Below are 17,637 nucleotides of genomic sequence, written 5' to 3' on the forward strand. Positions count from 1 at the left end.
GTTCGACCCGATCCCGCGTCGTTCGCGACGATGGGCACCCACAAGGGGTGCCCCTACGGGGTGATTCCGAGATCCGCCAACAACCGCCCCAGAAACGCCGCGTCCCCGAACCGCGCCTCGCCCGCCGTCGTGTCGATCTGCGATCCGGTCTGGCGGACGGCGACGATGCCATGCTCGTCGAGCACGTACAGCCGCTGGATGCCGGCGCCCTTGGCGGCGACGACGCGGGCGGGCCGGCCGGGGGCCGGGCGGTCGAGGTCCGTGAGGAGCCACCACGTCAGGCCGTACGTCGGGCGGACGTCGCTGCCGATGAAGCACTCAGCCAGCAGGTCCGCGCGCACGAGCTGGCGGCCGTTCCATCGGCCGTGCTGGCGGACGAAGTCGCCGAACTTGATCCACTCATCGGCCGTGAACTGGGCGCCGGAGGGCAGGCGCGGCATGCCGTCCGTGCCGCGGCGCCAGACGTCGTAGCGGGCGCCGATGGGCTCGAGAATGCGGGCGTCGAGGTAGGCGAGCGGGTCGGCATATCGCCCCTGGAGCTTGCGGCGCATGAACTCGCCGAAGGCTTGGTACGGGACGGGGCCGTACTCGAACGTCGTGCCGGGATCGGACGTCGCCGGCGCCGCAATCGCTTCGGCGTACGTCGGGACGTTGCCGACGGCGCCTGCGTCGAGGCCGCTCGTGAGGCTGAGGAGGTGGCGGACGGTGATCTTGGACTTGCGCGGATCGCCCTGCCACTCCGTGACGGTGCCGGCGACGACCTCGTCCCAGCCGGTGAGGATGCCGTCCTCGATGGCGGCGGCGGCCATCACGCCGCTGAAGCTCTTTGTGCCGCTGGCCAGGGCGTTGGCTTGGTCGGGCGAGCCACCGTTCGGGTAGTCGGCGCAGACGGGCACGCCGTCGCGGGTGACGTAGAGGGAGACGCCGTCGGCGGCGGCGCTGTAGGCGGCGGCTTGGGGGCAGGCGGCGGAGGTGAGGGGGGGCGACGTCGGGGCGGCGGCGGGTGGCGTGGCGGTGCGGGTCGCGGCGGTGGCGGTGGGCCACCGCGTGGCGGTCGGCGACGGCCGGGCGGTGGTGGGCAAGCGTGTGGCGGCCGGCGGCGTCTGCGCCAGTTCGGTTGCGCGCTCGCCCGCGAACGGACTTGTGGGTTCGGCGCCGGCGTGGGCGATGGGGAGCCAGAGGCGAGCGTCAGCGTGGGTGGATGTCGGCCCGGCGACGGGCGTCGGGGTCGATGTCGGCACGTCGGCGATGGGCTGGCGCGCCTCGAGCGTTCGGCAGGCGGCGCCGGCGCAGGTGTGAAGTTCGCGCACCCAAGCCGATTGCACCGCGAGGAGTTCCTCGTGGGCGGTCGCGGCGAAGTTGTCCAGTTGGTGGGGGTCGGCGTTGTTGTCGTACAGCTCACGCTCGCCGGTGGCGTGTTCGATGTACGTAAGGCGCGAGGTGCGGAGGGCGATGTAGGTGGCGGAGGAGACTTGGGCGGCGGAGGAGGTGCGCGAGAGGCCGAGGAGACCGTCGGGGCGCGACGGCCTAAGGCCCTCTCCCCCCGACCCACTCCCCCAAGTCTGGGGGAGGGGGAGGATGCTTAGCGGCGATAGGCCAGGACGTTCTTGGCTTCGGGCAATCTGATCGCCGTCCGGCGGCTCGAAGAGGCCGGCGCGGGCGCTGGCGACATCGCCGTCCCGTCGGGCGACGGCCGTCGCTTCGACGCCCCGCTCGTTCTCGAACGGGTACTGTTCGACGAGGAACGCTTGGCGCCACGTGCCCGGCGCGGGAATCCCGTCGATATCGTCCCTCAGGTACGGCGCAAACGAGCGCCCGTCGACGAAGTCCGGCACGGCCGCGCCCCCCAGCTCGGCCAGCGTCGGTGCGATGTCGACGTTGCCGGCGAGGACGTCGTCGACGACGGTGCCCGCAGCGATGCCGGGACCGCGGATGTAGAACGGGACGTGGATGTCCTCTTCGTAGGCGGTCTGCTTGCCCTGCGGCAGGCGGTGCTGGCCGATGTGAAAGCCGTTGTCGGAGGTGAAGATGACGTACGTGTTGGCGAGTTCGCCGCTGGATTCGAGGGTGGCGATCAGGCGGGCGACCATCTCGTCGACGGCCATCATCGATAGGACACGGTTGCGGTAGAGCTCGTCACCCGTGGTCATCTGGCGCGCATTGAGGGGCGGGCGGGCGGCGAGGGCGGCGGGCTTGTCGGAGACGTCGGCTTCGTTGTACGAGCCGCCGCGGGGCGCCTTGAGGTCGGGGAGGAGAGCGGCGTGGCGGGGGGCCGGGTCGGCGGGGGCGTGCGGGGCGTAGGGAGTGATGAAGGCGAAGAACGGCGCTTCGGCGGGAGCGGCGGCGGCGATGAAGGCGTCGGCCTTGGCGGCGAGGACGTCGGTGATGTGGTCGGCGGGCGTGCGGCCGTAGCGGACGAGCGTGCCGTTCTCGTTGAGGGTGTAGTTGTAGGAGCCGTACGGGTTGCCGGCGGCCGGGCTGAACCACTCCGACCAGCCGGCCGGGATGTGCGTGTCGTCGCCGACGAGCGGGTAGCCGTTGATGTACTTGCCGATGAGGGCGGTGCGATAGGACGCCGCCTGCAGCCACGTCGCCAGCGTGGACGACTCGAGGCCGAGCGGCACCATCCGCTCGTAGCCGCCGGTCGCGCCGCCGTTCGTGTAGACGCCGTGGTTGTGGGTGTACTGGCCGCGGAGGTAAGTCGTGCGCGACGGGCAGCAGAGGGAGTCCGTCACGTAGTAGTCGTCCAGCGTCGCGCCCTCGTCGGCGATCAGGCGGTGGATGTTCGGCGCGTACTCGCGCGCCATCGTGCCGAGGTCGGTGTCGAGGTCATCGGCCAGGATGAGGACGATGTTCGGCGAAGGAGCAGTCTGAGCCGCCGACGTCGTTGTGATTGCTGATGTCGTTCGCGCCACCGACCCGGCCAGGGCGAGCACGACGGTACCCAATCCGAAGCCAATCAAACGTCGAGTGGCGGGCATGTCCGTCACCTCAAACTCGGGGGGCGCGGGGGGCGCCGTGCGGTTGAGGGAGAGAACGCGCGGGCGGAGCGGTGGTTAGATGGCGTTCGGCCGCACTCGGATCACAAGCTCCGGGCGGTCGTACTCGTTCACCCGCCGCGCATCGGGCGGAATCGCCATGTTGCTGCTCCGGAATCTCCACATGGAATCGTGACAGGAAGCCACATTGTGTCGGGTAAGCACTCCACATTGCTTTACCGCCATCCACCACGTTGCGTTCCTGAAGCCGCGACCCCGCCGTTCCCGCAACCTCACCGCTCCCTCCGCCCCTCCCCCGCCCGCCGCGCCGCCCGCGCCGCCGGCCGCTTCGCGCCCTCGTCCCACCGGAGGATCGTCGACACCGCTTCAGCCCCCCCACCCGATCGCCCGTGCCGCCGCCCCGCCGACGGCGACCGCGCCCACGCCCAGCACGACGTTCGCCGCGCCGTTCGCCGCGGCCCGCGACACCGCACCGCTGTTCAGGAACGCCACCGTCTCGACCCCGAAGGCCGAGAACGTCGTGAACCCGCCGAGCACGCCGACCAGCACGAACAGCCGTGCCCCCTCCGCCCCCAAGCCCCGCGACGCGATCGCCGTCACGAACGCCCCGGCGCAGAAGCAGCCGAGCACGTTGACCGCCAGCGTCCCGTACGGCAAGCCGCTGCCGAACGCACGCGTGGCGGCGCTGGATAGGGCATAGCGCGCCATCCCGCCGAGCGCGGCGCCGGCGGCGACGAGGAGGTACCGCTGCAATTCGCACCCTCCGACGACTGGTTCCACAGCGACGACAACCGGCAAGCGTTTCCGCACTTGCCGCTCCGCAGACGATAATACCTCCTCGTTCGCCGCGCCACCGGAGGCCCACATGCCCAGCGACGATCGATCCGCCGTCGTCCCCTCATCGGACGACCCGTCGGCCCGCGCCGAAGCCCTCCGCCGCGAGATCCGCCGCCACAGCCACCTCTACTACGTCCGCGACGCCCCCGAGATCTCGGACGCCGAGTATGACGCACTCTTCAAGGCGCTGCAGGACATCGAGGCCGCCCACCCCGACGTCGTCACGCCCGACACGCCGACGCTGGCCATCGGCGGCCCGCCGGTCGATGCCTTCGGCAAGGTCCAGCATCCGCACCCGATGCTCTCGCTGGACAACGCGTTCAGCGCCGAAGGCGTGCGGACGTGGGGCGAGCGGGTGCTGCGGCGGCTGGCGGAAGTCGACGGCGATGCCGCCGCGGCGGCGCGAGCGGCGTCGCTCGCCTACGTCCTCGAGCCCAAGGTCGACGGCGTGGCCGTCGCGCTTCGCTATCGCGACGGTGTCCTGGTCCAAGGTGCGACGCGGGGCGACGGAACGCTCGGCGAGGACATCACCGCCAACGTCCGCACGATCCGCGGCGTCCCGCTGCGCGTCCCGGCCGTCGACGGGCCGCTGCCCGACGGCGTCGCGGTCCCGCCCGATCTCGAAGTGCGCGGCGAGGTCTACCTGCCGCTCGATGGCTTCGCGGCGATGAACGAGCGCGCGCTCGCCGTCGAGGGCCGGACGTACGCCAACCCGCGCAACGCCGCCGCCGGCAGCCTGCGCCAGCTCGATCCGACGATCACCGCGTCGCGCCCGCTCCGGCTGATCACGTACGGCGTGCCCGACCCGCACGCGCTCGGCGTCGCATCCCACTGGGACCTCCTGAACGCCCTCGAGGCGATCGGCCTCCCCGGCAACCCCGACCGCCGCCGCTTCGCCGACCTCGATGACGCGCTGGCCTACGCCGATGCCTGGCTGGCGCGCCGCGCATCGCTGAACTACCTGGCCGACGGGATCGTCCTCAAGGTCGATGCGCTCGACCTGCAGGACGCGCTCGGCAGCGTTTCGCACCACCCGCGCTGGGCGATCGCCTACAAGACGGCGTCCGAGGAGGCGACGACGGTCGTCGTGGCCATCAATGTGAACGTCGGCCGGACCGGCAAGCTCGTGCCGCACGCCACGCTCGCGCCCGTCGGGATCGGCGGCGTGACCGTCAGCCAGGCCACGCTCCACAACGAGGACTACGTCACCGAGCGCGACATCCGCGTCGGCGACACCGTCCTCGTCAAGCGGGCCGGCGAGGTGATCCCGCAGGTGATCAAGGTCGTGCCCGAGCTCCGGCCGAGCGACGCGCTGCCGTGGCACATGCCGGACCGCTGCCCGGTCTGCGGCGAGCCCGTTACGCGCACGCCGGGTGAAGCCGACACGTACTGCACGAATGCCGCCTGCCCCGAGCAGCTCGTCCGACACGTCGAGCACTTCGTCGCCCGCGGCGCCATGGACATCGACGGCCTCGGCGAGAAGCTCGTCGCCCAGTTTGTCACGGACGGCCTGATCGCGGACGTCGCCGACCTGTACAACCTCGTCCCCGCCGACCTCGAGGGCCGCGAGGGCTTCGCCGAGAAACGGATCGCCAACGTGATCGCCGCGGTCGACGCCAGCCGCCACCGGCCGCTGCGGCGCCTGCTGATCGGCCTCGGCATCCGCCACGTCGGCAGCACGGTGGCCGCCGCGTTGGCCGGCGCCTTCGGCAGCCTGGACGCGCTCGCCGGGGCCGACGAGACGGCGCTGACCGCCGTGGACGGCGTCGGCCCCGAGATCGCCGCGTCCGTCGTCGCATGGTTCGCCGTGCCGCGCAACCGTGCGCTCGCCCAGCGCCTGACCGCGGCCGGCGTGCGCGTCGCCGACCCGGACTGGACGCCGCGCGCGGCGGTCGAGGGTGGAGGCGACGGCGGCGCAGCGAATGGGGCGGCGGGCCCGCTCGCCGGCAAGAAGCTCGTCCTGACCGGCACGCTGCCGACGATGACGCGCGAGGAGGCCGCCGCACGCATCGAGGCCGCCGGCGGCAAGGTCGTCGGCAGCGTCAGCGCGAAGACGGATTACGTCGTGGCCGGCGAGGCGGCGGGGTCCAAGTTGGCGAAGGCGCAGGCGTTGGGTGTGGCGGTGATCGACGAGGCGGGGCTGATCGACCTCGTTGGAACGGGCATTCCAATGTAGGAGCACCCCTTGTGGGTGCCCCTACGGGGTGGTTGCGGTGGTCTCCGGCGTCGCCGCGGGCGTCGGCGTGGCCGGCGCCGGCGTGTCCGTCGGGATCGGCGTGCCGAGGGCGCGGCTGTACTCGCGCTCCAGGAGCGGCAGCATTGTCTCGTAGTCCACGTAGCCCGGGATCTGCTCGGCGTGCTCGCCGGCCAGCAGGATGAACCACGGCGTGCCGTTGATCTCGCGCTCGAGCGCCGTGTCGGCCAGCTCCTTGACGATCGGGCGGTACTGCTGGGACTCGACGCACGCCGTCAGCTTGTCCATGTCGACCCCTTCGACGTCCTCGGCCACCTTCAGGATCTCGGCCATCGAATCGGCCTCGTCCTGGGCGTCGGCGGCTTCGGTCAGGTCGTCGAACGCCTCGTACAGCGCGTCATGCATCGCCCAGTACGCGCCCTGCTCGCCGGCGCAGTGCGCAGCCTCGGCGCCGATGACGGCCGGGAAGCCGTGCATCGTCAGCGGAAGGTCGAAGAACTGCAGCTTGGCCTTGCCGGTCTCGATCCAGTCCTTGCGCAGTGACGGCATCGTCTCGTCGAAGAACTGCCTGCAGTACGGACAGCGGTAGTCAGAGAACTCCATGATCAGGAGCGGTGCGTCGGCGTCGCCGTCCTCCGGCAGCGTGAACGTCTCGGCCAGCTTCTCGACCGTGGCGTTCGGCGTCGGCTCGGGCGTTCCCTCGCCATCGGACGCCATGGCCTCGCCGATCTCGGCGGCCAGCGTGCCGCTCATCGGCGTCGAAGCAGCGGCCGCATCGGCCCCGGCCGTCGCCGTTCCGCCCTCGTCCGACTCGGACGCCCCGCCGCCGCACGCCGCCGGGGCCAACAGAAGTGCCGCCATGAGCAGCGCCAGCACGACAGATGATTTCACGCGTTCAGACTCCTCTTGGCGGGGCGTGGACCGGTCCATTATAGGGCGCGGCGGGAACGGATCGACAACGGTGTCGCGTGCGCGGGCCGGCATCCCCGACCGTATGCTATCATCGCTCGGCTGGACGGATTCGGATCAGGAGACAACGATGGACGAGACCCAAGCAGCGGCGGTCGATGGGCCGCTGGGCAATACGACGCAGCTCGATACGCCGGACGAGCGTGTCATCGAGATCGGCTGGCAGGCACTGCTCCTGCCCGTGCTGGCGGTGGCTGTCGTCGTCGCCGGCTGGTACCTCGGACGGATGATCGGCGGCGGCAAGGTCGTCGAGACGCTTCCCCCGCCTGCGCCGGTCGTTGCCGTGCCCACCAGCCAGGTCGTCGTGATCGGCCCGGACGGCCGGCCGATGCCGATGACGGGCAGCTCCGGGATCACCGACGCCGGTGTGGACCCGTACGCCCAGCCCGACCTCGACAACGACCCGACGATCTTCCCGCTGCGCGAGGTGTCCCACCCGCTGCTCGACAAGCCGGTGCCGGACTTCACGCTCACGCAGCTCGACACCGGCGAGGACGTCAGCCTGTCGTCGCACGCCGGCAAGACGGTGCTCGTGAACTTCTGGGCCACGTGGTGCCCGCCGTGCCGGCGGGAGATGCCATGGCTGCAGAAGGCGCACGACAACTACAAGGACCAAGGACTCGTGCTGCTGGCCGTCGATGGCGGCGAGAAGGTGCCGCCGAGCATGGCCGAGGAAACAATCCAGCGCTACGTCACGCAGAGCGGCCTGACGTTCCCGATCCTGTGGGGCGATGCCGCCTACCAGCTCCAGAACGACTGGAACGTGTACGGCCTCCCGGCGACGTTCCTCATCGACACCGAGGGCGTCGTCCGCCTGGTCCACACCGGCATGTTCCCGAACAACGCCACGCTGGACCACGAGGTCCGCAAGGTGTTGGGCCTCGAGGAACCTGCGTCGTAGGTTCGAGGAGGGCACGGCGTGCCGTGCCCCTGCGATCAATCCGATGCCGCCCTGTCGCCCGCCGATGACGACACCGCCGGCGCCTTCTGGCGCCGCGCCAGCGCCGCCAGGCTGATCTCGCGCGCCAGGATCTCCTCGACCATCTCGCGCTCGTAGCGGTCGGACAAAGTCTCGCGCGGCCGGAGCAGCAGGTAGATCACGCTGCCGATGCCGGGCAACGCCAGCACGAGCAGGACGGACAGCAGCCGCAGCGCCCGGTCGCGCGTCCGGGCGGCGGCGTCGCGGGCCGTCCAGAACCCCACGCTGAACACGAGCAGCGCCAGCGCGCCGCCACACAGCGCACCGAGGGCGGGCAACAGGGCCGAGATGGAATCGGGCATCGTCGGCGGGACCTTTCGGGCGGGCGTCGGACCCGGGCGCTACGTCGGCGCGGCGGAGCGGGTGCCGCGGAGGGCGATTATAGGTAGCCCGCCCGGCGCGGTATAATCGCCCCTACCGGTTGCATCGACGTCGTCGTCGCGCCGGCCGAGGTGAGGAGCATCCCGATGGTCGAGGTCAAGGTCGAGAGCATCCGGGTCAGCCTGATGAACCAGCAGCGGCTGGTGCTGCTGCGCGAGAAGGACGGCCCACGCTTCCTGCCGATCTGGATCGGCCCCTTCGAGGCCGACGCGATCACGCTTGGCCTCCAGCACACCGAGATCGATCGACCCCTCACCCATGACCTCCTCCGCGGCGCGATCGAGCAGCTCGGCGCCCACGTCCACCACGTCGTCGTCAACGAGCTGGCCGATGAGACCTACTTTGCCCGGATCGTCGTCACCCGCGGCGACGAGACGATCGAGATCGACAGCCGCTCGAGCGATGCCATCGCGCTGGCGGTGCGGGTTGACGTGCCGATCTACGTGGCCGACGAGGTGATGGCCGCCGCCGGCCAGCTCCCGACGGCCGAGCCGGACGAGGTGGCCACCGGCGCTGCCCGACCGCCGGCCGCCCGGTCGGCAGCCAGTGACGAGGACGGCCTCGACGTCTTCCGCGACTTCTTCGAAGAGCTCGATCTCGGTGACTTCGGACCCCCAGCCGACGGCGAGGACTGACCTCGGCGCACCTCCCAGGCCCTCGAGGCCCCTTGGCCCCCGATGCTCGATTCCAACACGGTCGCCCCCGCCAACCTCGACGCCGAGCAGGCCGTGCTCGGTGCGCTCCTGATCGACCCGGCCGCCGCGCCGCAGGTCGTCGGCTTGCTGCAGCCCGACGACTTCTTCCGACCGGCGCATCAGAAGGTCTTCGGTGCGATCACCGAGCTGTTCCGGCGCGGTCTCGCGGTCGACTATCTGACCGTCGCCGCCGAGCTCGAGCGCGCGAACCAGCTCGTCGACGTCGGCGGCAGCGCCTACCTGACCGAGCTGATGGCGCACACGCCCGTGGCGCACTACGTGGAGCACTACGCCGGCCTCGTCGAGCGGGCGTCCGTCATGCGCCGCCTGATATCGGCGGCCGGCAAGATCGCCCAGATCGCGTGGCAGGACGACGCCGAGACCGTCGAGGAGACGATCGACGAGGCCGAGGGCGTCCTGTTCAACGTCTTCAAGGACCGCCAGCGCCGCGAGCTGCTCTCTTTGCGCGAGATCATGGATGCCTACTTCGAGCGGATCGAGGACATCCAGGCGAACCGCGAGTCCATGCTCGGCACGCCGACGGGCTTCGTCGACCTCGACCGCCTCCTCGGCGGGCTGCAGCCGTCCGACCTGTGCATCGTCGCCGGCCGGCCGGGCATGGGCAAGACGAGCTGGCTCCTCTCGGTGGCGGCGAACGTCGCCATCGAAACGGGCCTGACGGTGGCCGTGTTCAGCCTCGAGATGAGCGCCGAGCAGCTGGCGCAGCGCTTGCTCGCCTCCAAGACCGGGATCTCGGCCCAGGATCTTCGCATGGGGCGGATTCGCAACGACCGCGACCTCGAGCTCCTGACCCGGGCGATGGGCGAGCTCGCCGGCGCACCCCTCTACATCGACGACACGCCCGGCATCTCGCCCTTCGAGGTCCGCGCCAAGGTCAGGCGCCTCGTCTCCGAGCGCGGCGTCGACCTCGTGATCATCGACTACCTCCAGCTCATGCAGGCCGGCAAGCGCGTCGAGAACCGCGTCCAGGAGATCGGCCTCATCTCGCGGAGCCTGAAGTCCCTCGCCCGCGAGCTGAAGGTGCCCGTCATCGCCGCCAGCCAGCTCTCGCGCGCCGTCGAAAACCGCGCCGACCGCCGCCCTCAGCTGTCCGACCTGCGTGAGTCCGGCGCGATCGAGCAGGACGCCGACATCGTCCTGTTCCTCTACCGCGACGCCGAGGCCGGCAAGGAGACCGAGCGGTCGAACATCACCGAGGTCATGGTCGCCAAGCACCGCCACGGCCCGACCGGACAGATCGAGCTCGTGTTCATCGGCGCCGAGACGCGCTTCGCCGACCTGGCCAAGGCACCGAGTGGCGCCGCGCTCGAGGCGCCACCGGCCGGCTGGGGCGCCCCGTGACGGCCCGGCCGACGCGCCCAACGCCCGGGCCGGCGATCTCGCGCCGCCCCGGCCCTGCCGGCAGCGCACGCCCCGCCGGCGAGGCCGCCCGCGACCCGCGCGCCGCCTTCGGCTACCCGTCCGGCGCCCGCACGACGCCCGTGCCCGACGTGCTCTTCAGCCGCGACCTCGCCGCGCTGGCCGACCCGCTGGCGCTGCGCGTCCTCCTCTGGGCGATCTGGCAGGTCCACCGCCGCCCCGCCGGCGCCCCACCGGCCGTCCGCGCATCCGACGTCGCGTCCGACCTCGGGTTGCGGCGGGCGGCCGCCGCGCGCCTCGACGCCCCGGCCGGCGAATCGTCGTCGCGCACGGGTGCCGCCGCGACGGCGGCGATCGGTGAGGCGTGCCGCGTCCTCGTCGCCCAAGGCCTGTTGCTCGATGGCGGCGGCTGGTACGCCGTGAACGACCGCGCCGGGCGGCAGGTGATCGACGACGTGGCGGCCGATCCGGGCCGCTGGCCGGACCTGGCGGCGTTGGCGACCTCGTCGAATGCGACGTCGTCGTCGCTCGCCGCCGGGCAGGCGGCACGCATCGCGATTCCGACGGAGTCCGACGAACAGGCCGATCCGGCTGATCGACCGAACATCTTCGTCCTGTACGAGCAGACGATCGGCATGGTCAGCCCGATCCTGGCCGACGAGCTCGCCGAGGCCGCGGCCACCTATCCTGCGGCGTGGCTCACGCACGCGTTCCGTCTGGCGGCGGCTGCCGGCGCGCGGAAGTGGAGCTACGTCCGGGCGATCCTCACGCGCTGGGCGCGCGAAGGCTATGACGGAGATGACGATGAAATCGCTGGGCGACGCGCTGAGACCTCTCGCCGACCCGATAGCGAAGGCCCGTACGCGGCTTGGGTCAAGCACTAGCGCGGACGATGCCGCGGACGACCGCGCGTCCGGACCGCCGCCCTGCCCGATCTGCGGCGGCGTCGGCTGGCTGCGCCACGACGTCCCGGTCGGCCACCCCGAGTTCGGCCGGGCCTACCCGTGCCGCTGTATCGCCGACGATCTGGCGGCGCGGCGGGCTGAGGGCGTGCGGCAAGCATCGCATTTGGCGGCGCTGGACGGGATGACGTTCGAGACGTTCACGATCGAGGCCTCCGGCAACTCGCCCGAGTCCGCCGCCAGCCTCCACACGGCGATGACCGAGGCGCGCGCGTTCGCGGCGCAGCCCAAGGGCTGGCTCGTGCTGTGGGGCGGCTACGGGACGGGCAAGACCCACTTGGCGGCGGCGATCGCCAACGCCCGGCTGGCGGAGGGCGAGCCGGTCCTCTTCGTCGTCGTCCCCGACCTCCTGGACTATCTGCGGGCCGGATTTGCCCGCGATGCGGACGGCGACCTCGACGCTCGGCTCGAGGCCGTCCGCGGCGCGCCGCTCCTCATCCTGGACGACCTCGGCACGCAGGCGCCGACGCCGTGGGCCGGCGAGAAGCTCTTCCAGATCCTGAACCACCGCTACACCCACCAGCTGCCGACCGTCATCACGACCAACGTCGCCCCCGACGCGTTCGACGAGCGCCTGCGCTCGCGCTTCGGCCACGCCGGATTCGCCAAACAGATCGACATCCGGACGATCGACTACCGCCTCGGACTGCCGCACGAGTCGGACGAGCTCTCGAGCCTCCATCTCTATGCCGATCAGACCTTCGCCACGTGGAACGTGCGCTCCGGTTATGTCCAGCGGACGGAAGCCGAGCACCTCGCCCGCGCCCAGCACGAGGCATACACCTGGGCGATGAACCCCACCGGCTGGTTCGTCATCCTCGGCGCACACGGCGTCGGCAAGACGCACCTGGCCGCGGCCATCGCCAACGCGTACGTGGCCAACGGCGGCGACGCGCTCTTCGTCGTCGTGCCCGACCTCCTCGACCACCTCCGCAACACGTTCAGCCCGAACAGCAAGGTGGACTACGACCAGCGCTTCGACGAGGTCCGCCGAGCGCCCCTGCTCGTCCTCGACGACCTCGGCACGGAGAGCGCGACGCCGTGGGCGCAGGAGAAGCTCTTCCAGCTCCTGAACCACCGCTACGCCGCCCGGCTGCCGACCGTCATCACGACGACGAGCAACCTTGACAACCTCCACTCCAGCCTGCGCACGCGGATGTTCGACCGGCGGCTCTGCACGCTCTTCGAGATCGTCGCGCCGCCTTACCACGGGCCGACGACGCCGAGCGCCGCGCCCGGCGCGGCCAGGGGCGGTGGGCGGCGGCGTTCGGCGTGATCGACAGCGTGATCGACCGTGTGATCGGCGACGGTTCCGCCGGATGATGACCTTCCCGCCCCGCCGCATCGTCCTCATCAAGCCATGCTGCATCGGCGACGTCCTGATGGCGACGCCGCTCGCGCGCAGCCTCAAGGCCGCCTGGCCGGACGCGCGGATCGATTGGGCCGTCGGCGACCACAGCCGTCCCGTTCTCGTCGGCAACCCGGACATCCACGCGCTCGTCGACGCAACCGGCACGCAGCGCGGGGATCTGCGCCTGGCGGCCGTCGCCCGGCTCGTGCGCACGCTGCGCAGAGGCGGGTACGACGCGGCGTTCATCGCCGAGCGCTCGCCGATCCCGGCCCTGATCGCCCGGCTGGCCGGCATCCCGGTGCGCGTCGGGCTTGACAGCGGCGGACGCGGGTGGCTGCACACCGAGGGCGTGCCGACAGCGCCCGCCGATCCGCGCCACGAAACCGAGATCTATCTCGATCTGGCCCGCGCCGTCGGCGTTCAGGCAGCTGATCCGCGCCCGGTGTTCGTGCCGTCGGCGGGCGACGAGGCGGCGGCCGATGGGGCGATCGCGGCCGCCGCGACACCGATTGTCGCGGTCGGGGCGGCCCCCGCAGCGCCAAGCGGCGTGCGGACGCCGGCCCTGCCTCGGCCGTGGCTCGTCATCCACCCCGGCGGCGGCCAGAACCCAGGCGCCGAGCACCTCGCGAAGCGCTGGCCCGCCGCGGGCTTCGCCGGGATCGCGGCCCGGTGGGCGGGCCTTGGCGGCACGGCGCTCGTCGTGGGCGGGCCGGACGACGTCGCGCTGGCAGCCGACGTGGCGGCGGGTGCCGCGACGTTCGGGACGCACGCCGTCGACGTGGCCGGCCAATTGTCACTCGGCGCCACCGCCGCGCTCATCGCCCGCGCCGATGCCTACCTCGGCAACGACAGCGGCGTGGCGCACCTGGCTTCGGCCGTCGGCACGCCCTCCGTCGTCGTCTTCGGGCCGACGAGCGCGCTGCGCTACGGGCCGGTGCCGGGGGCGGGCGAGGCGGTCACGCCGGGCGGCTGGGGGCGGCCGATCGAGGCGGTGACGGTCGAGGCGGTGTGGGATGCCGTGCGGCGGGCACACCGGACCGCGCGCGACTGATCTCGAATGGCGGAAACAGAGGGCCGACGTCCACCGCGGCGCCCTGGGACGCCTGCGCAACGCCCGCCCCCCATACTCCCCATGCTGGCCAGCACCACCCACGCTTCGACGATTCGTTCCACCGACGATTCGTTCCACCAAGGGAGGGTCAACATGGTTCAACCACGCCGCAAGAGCGCCCGCGCCGTCGCGCTGACGCTGGCGGTCACGGCCGCGGCGACGGCGGTGTTCGTCGCGGCTCTGCTCGGCAGTCGCCGGATCGCCGAGGTCCGCGAACGCGATTCCGACGCCGGACCCCGATCGGGTTCCGCCGTGCGCCAGCCGATGCTCGGCGCCACGCTCTTCGCCCCGAGCGCCGTCCTGAATGCCGACGTCTCGGGCGGCATCCCGGAGAGTTCAACGGAGTCCGAGTGGTACGTCAAACACATCGCCTTCCTCGGCGACGGCGACGACATCGTCTACACCGTCAACAAGGCGTATCCGAACCCACCGGCCCTCTTCCGGCTGGCATTCGATCCGGCAGCGCAGGGCTACGCGGCCACCGGCATGGTGCTCGCCGGCCTCGACGGCGGGCAGCGCGCCTACATCGACATCGCCGCGATCCCGAACAGCGACGGCGTCGTCGCGCACGTCCAGTCATGGGACATGGCGGACCTGAACCGCAGCGTGACGGCGCCGCGCGATCTCTTCCACCTGAGCACGGACGGCACCACGATGACGAACCTCACGGAGGGCTGCTGCATGATCGACGGGTACGCGCTCACGCCGGACGGCCGCTCCGTCATCGGCCTCGACGCCGGGGGCGACCTCCTCCGGATCGACATCGCCACACGCGCGTCGACGACGATCGCGTCGGGCCTCAAGACTCCGGTCGGCGACGGCGGCGGCGCGTTCGACGTCTCACCGGACGGCAGCCGTATCGCGCTGGCGGCCATGTCCGACCTGGACAGCAGCCTCGTCCAGATCATCGACAGCACGACCGGAACGCCGATCGCCCAGGTGCCGCTGCCGGGCGAGGCGATGCCGGACGTCGGCTTCGACGCTGCCGGCGCGCGGCTGTACGTCCTGCGCGCCAAGGCCGGCCACCAGACGGCGGCGGGCGCGGCGACGTACCAGACCGACCTGGCCGTGTATGACTTGGCCGGCCGGACGCTGACGCACGTCGCCGACCTGACCCGCGCCACCGGCCAGACGGCGCTGCCGGGCGAGCTCGTCATCGCCGCGAACCGCGTCTTCGTCGTCCAAGGCGGCACGTTGTACGAGATCGACACGGCCACCGGCACGGCGCACCGGATCTCGGCCGCCGGCGTGACCGTGCTCGGCAACGTCATCGCCCGCCCGGTGTCCGGCGGGCTGCGCGTGGCGTATGTGAAGAGCGAGCCGGTCGTCGTGAACGGCGTGACGCAGCACGTCAAGCAGCTGATCGAGACCACCGTGCTGCCCTGGTAAAAGATCGCAAGCACCGGCCCGCCAACCACCGACCGGCAGCGACGACGCCCCCCAACCGGCTCAACATCCAACTTACACTGGGAGTGAACGATGTGCTCGCGCAAACGGAGTGCAGCGATCGGCGTCGCGTTGTCGCTGATCGCGGATCTTGGCATCGCCGCCGGCGTCTCGGCGGCCGGCCTGTCACAGCCGGCGCCGGTTCCGCTGCCGGTTCCGTATATCTCGCAGCTCTTCTTTCAGGACAAGTGCACGTGCGACTGCCAGGGCGGCACGTGCCCGACGCACTGCCGCAGCACGTCGCTGAACGGCCACAACAACTGCGGGCCGGCATCCGTGGCGATGATCGTCGAGGCGAACGGCCGCCGCCCGGCCGGCGTGAGCGATCAGGCGTTCGTCGCCCAATTGCGGCAGACGATGACGGGCCGCGCGGACGGGCCGTGCAACCCGCCGACCGACTGGGACGACCTCGACCGGGGCGCCGCCGCGCACGGCCTCTGCTTGCGCGAGCAAGCGATGGGCATCGCCTCGATCGAGGCGATGAACCGGAGGTGCATCCCGGTGATCGGCCTCGTCAGCACGTCGCCCGCCAACTTCCCGGGCCTGGACAATGCCGACCTCCACAAGAACCGCAACGGCCGGTTCGGCGACCACTTCATCGTCATCGTCGGCTTCGACGGCGACAACGTGCGGTTTCTGAACCCGCTCGTCGCGCCCGTGCCGAGCCGTTCGAACGCCGTGCGAACGACGTCGCGGGCCGTCATGATCACCGCGCTCCAAAACGCGCAGCCCGGCGATTTCGGCCACGGCTACGGCGATCCGCTCGGCGGCTGCGACGGCGTTGGGCGGTGCAATCAGGGCGTGTCAGGCAGCGGGGCCGGCAGCAGCCCCGGCCCGCGGCCCGTGTTCGACATGATCGAGATCAGCCTTGGCCATACGTGCAGCGACGACGCGTTCGCGTTCTTCTTCAAGCGGCCGGAGCACGGCGGCTTCAACGAGCGCCGCAAGGTGACGCTCCACGCCCGCGCGACGACCGGCCGGTTCACGACGCACATCGTCCAGATGCCGGCCGAGAAGGGCTGGAGCGGCACGATCGAGCGGATGCGGATGGATCCGGTGGACAACCACGGCGACGACAGCTGCCTGGTCGGCCTGAGCTACCTCTGGCTGCGCGACGACGGAGGGCAGACCGGGCGATTCTTCCCGTTCTTCGAGCGCGCCGGCATCCCCGGCCGCCCGCTCGGCCGACTGCTGGACTGGCAGACGACCGGCGGCAGTCTGGAGGACCAGGGCCCGTGCTGCGAGCCGAACGGCCAACCGCGCCGGTCGTGGCTGCTCGAGGTCACCGGCGATGACCCGCAGATCCAGAACGACCGCATCGACCTCGACACCGGGCGGGATGGCTAGTACGCCACCACTGTAGAGCAACGAATCAACGGCTGAAGCCGTCGCTGAGGGTGGCGCTGCGCGCCACCGCGCGCCTGCCTTCGCAGGCGCCAGGGCGGACGGACATGGCATGAAAGAGGGGCCGGTGCGTAACGCACCGGCCCCTCCAGCTTCTGCTTGTACCGACCTTGCTGTCGCTTCGTCCGCTCCGCTAGCGCGTCGTCCGGTTCGCCCGGAGCGCGCGGCGGCGGGCGCGGCGTTCGGCCTTCTTCTTGGCCAGACGGCGTTCCTCGCTCGGCGGGGTGAACCACCGTTTGCGGCGGTACGTGCTGAGAATGCGGGACTTGGCGACCTCCTTGCGGAAGCGCTTCAAGAGACCCTCGAAGCTTTCGCCGGGCCGCGAATCAACAGACATGTGCCATCACCCCCTTCCCTGGCTGGTTGCCGAACGGCGAGTCTAGCACGCGGCCGCGCGGGCCGCCAGTTTCAGTGCACGGCGCGCCAACCTCGACCACGCCCGTCGCAATGATCCGGGCGCAGCCCGCGGACTTGTGCCGCCCGGCCGCCTTCGACTATCCTCCGCCGGCGCGCGGCGCCACGTGCACCGATGAGGTCGAACCGCTTGGAACAGTTCCTGTGCGGCTGGTATTTCTACGAAGCGGTCCTCGCCGCGCTGATGGCAGCTTCGGCCGGCGGCCGAACGTGGCTCGGCCGGTCGGGGATGGCCGCCGCGGTCTTGGCCCTCTACGTCCTGCTCGCGCAGCGGGACGTTGTGGCCACCCAACCCACGGTGTTCCTGGCCGCCAAGATCGCCGTCCCGGTGGTCGGCATCCTCGGGCTCGTGTTTGCGCGGCGCTCCGACACCCGTCAGATCGCGCTGTTGCTGGCCTTCTCGGGATCGGTGCCCGTCGTGCTGTCGTTCGTCGATATCCCATGAACGGTCGCATGAACGATCCTTTGCGTGATCCTCTGCGTGATCCCATGGCCGACGCGTTGTCCCCCTGTGC

The 17,637-nt window shown here is 71.3% G+C and carries 15 protein-coding genes; 10 read left to right on the top strand and 5 right to left on the bottom strand.

Features of this window, described 5'->3' with window-relative positions; genetic code table 11:
* Window positions 1–53: 53 nt before the first annotated feature.
* A complete protein-coding gene (locus IPG72_13485) occupies window positions 54–2,936 on the bottom strand; it encodes a sulfatase-like hydrolase/transferase (protein MBK6769996.1) in 2,883 nt (960 codons plus the stop codon).
* Window positions 2,937–3,365: 429 nt separating this feature from the next.
* Window positions 3,366–3,752 (bottom strand): CrcB family protein, encoded by a 387-nt coding sequence (locus IPG72_13490; GenBank protein ID MBK6769997.1) that lies wholly within the window; start codon window positions 3,750–3,752, stop codon window positions 3,366–3,368.
* A gap of 112 nt (window positions 3,753–3,864) precedes the next feature.
* On the opposite strand from IPG72_13490, the gene ligA reads away from it, so the two are divergent.
* The gene (ligA, locus tag IPG72_13495) at window positions 3,865–6,012 is read left to right on the top strand and encodes an NAD-dependent DNA ligase LigA (protein MBK6769998.1); all 2,148 of its coding nucleotides are present in this window, start codon (window positions 3,865–3,867) and stop codon (window positions 6,010–6,012) included.
* A 21-nt stretch (window positions 6,013–6,033) separates the two neighbouring features.
* Here the strand turns inward: ligA and IPG72_13500 are convergent, their stop codons facing one another.
* Window positions 6,034–6,921, bottom strand: coding sequence for a thioredoxin domain-containing protein (locus IPG72_13500; GenBank protein MBK6769999.1), 888 nt, complete (start codon window positions 6,919–6,921; stop codon window positions 6,034–6,036).
* A 148-nt stretch (window positions 6,922–7,069) separates the two neighbouring features.
* Here IPG72_13500 and IPG72_13505 point away from each other — a divergent pair, with 148 nt between their 5' ends.
* Window positions 7,070–7,900, top strand: coding sequence for a TlpA family protein disulfide reductase (locus tag IPG72_13505; GenBank protein MBK6770000.1), 831 nt, complete (start codon window positions 7,070–7,072; stop codon window positions 7,898–7,900).
* Between the two features lie 35 nt (window positions 7,901–7,935).
* Here IPG72_13505 and IPG72_13510 read toward each other — a convergent pair whose 3' ends face one another.
* Window positions 7,936–8,280: a hypothetical protein gene (locus tag IPG72_13510; GenBank protein ID MBK6770001.1), complete on the bottom strand. Its 345-nt coding sequence runs from the start codon at window positions 8,278–8,280 to the stop codon at window positions 7,936–7,938.
* 165 nt (window positions 8,281–8,445) lie between these two features.
* Here IPG72_13510 and IPG72_13515 point away from each other — a divergent pair, with 165 nt between their 5' ends.
* The 7 genes from IPG72_13515 (at window position 8,446) to IPG72_13545 (ending at window position 16,651) form a co-directional block, all read left to right on the top strand.
* On the top strand, window positions 8,446–8,994 hold the full coding sequence (locus tag IPG72_13515; GenBank protein MBK6770002.1) for a bifunctional nuclease family protein: 549 nt from the start codon (window positions 8,446–8,448) through the stop codon (window positions 8,992–8,994).
* A gap of 42 nt (window positions 8,995–9,036) precedes the next feature.
* Window positions 9,037–10,416: a replicative DNA helicase gene (gene dnaB, locus IPG72_13520; GenBank protein MBK6770003.1), complete on the top strand. Its 1,380-nt coding sequence runs from the start codon at window positions 9,037–9,039 to the stop codon at window positions 10,414–10,416.
* Window positions 10,413–11,318: a DnaD domain protein gene (locus tag IPG72_13525; GenBank protein ID MBK6770004.1), complete on the top strand. Its 906-nt coding sequence runs from the start codon at window positions 10,413–10,415 to the stop codon at window positions 11,316–11,318. Before dnaB ends, IPG72_13525 begins: the two co-directional genes overlap by 4 nt.
* Window positions 11,239–12,672 carry an ATP-binding protein gene (locus IPG72_13530; GenBank protein ID MBK6770005.1) on the top strand — a complete coding sequence of 478 codons (1,434 nt, stop codon included), beginning with the start codon at window positions 11,239–11,241 and terminating at the stop codon, window positions 12,670–12,672. The genes IPG72_13525 and IPG72_13530 overlap by 80 nt, the downstream gene beginning before the upstream one ends.
* 43 nt (window positions 12,673–12,715) lie before the next feature.
* Window positions 12,716–13,798 carry a glycosyltransferase family 9 protein gene (locus IPG72_13535; GenBank protein ID MBK6770006.1) on the top strand — a complete coding sequence of 361 codons (1,083 nt, stop codon included), beginning with the start codon at window positions 12,716–12,718 and terminating at the stop codon, window positions 13,796–13,798.
* A gap of 153 nt (window positions 13,799–13,951) precedes the next feature.
* On the top strand, window positions 13,952–15,247 hold the full coding sequence (locus IPG72_13540; protein ID MBK6770007.1) for a hypothetical protein: 1,296 nt from the start codon (window positions 13,952–13,954) through the stop codon (window positions 15,245–15,247).
* A gap of 90 nt (window positions 15,248–15,337) precedes the next feature.
* On the top strand, window positions 15,338–16,651 hold the full coding sequence (locus IPG72_13545) for a C39 family peptidase (GenBank protein MBK6770008.1): 1,314 nt from the start codon (window positions 15,338–15,340) through the stop codon (window positions 16,649–16,651).
* 190 nt (window positions 16,652–16,841) lie between these two features.
* Here IPG72_13545 and rpsU read toward each other — a convergent pair whose 3' ends face one another.
* On the bottom strand, window positions 16,842–17,045 hold the full coding sequence (gene rpsU / locus IPG72_13550) for a 30S ribosomal protein S21 (GenBank protein ID MBK6770009.1): 204 nt from the start codon (window positions 17,043–17,045) through the stop codon (window positions 16,842–16,844).
* Between the two features lie 192 nt (window positions 17,046–17,237).
* On the opposite strand from rpsU, the gene IPG72_13555 reads away from it, so the two are divergent.
* Window positions 17,238–17,567, top strand: a complete 330-nt coding sequence (locus IPG72_13555; protein MBK6770010.1) for a hypothetical protein — start codon at window positions 17,238–17,240, stop codon at window positions 17,565–17,567.
* Window positions 17,568–17,637: the final 70 nt, after the last annotated feature.

The sequence above is a fragment of the Candidatus Avedoeria danica genome (genome assembly GCA_016703025.1).
In the GTDB taxonomy this organism is placed as follows: domain Bacteria; phylum Chloroflexota; class Anaerolineae; order Epilineales; family Epilineaceae; genus Avedoeria; species Avedoeria danica.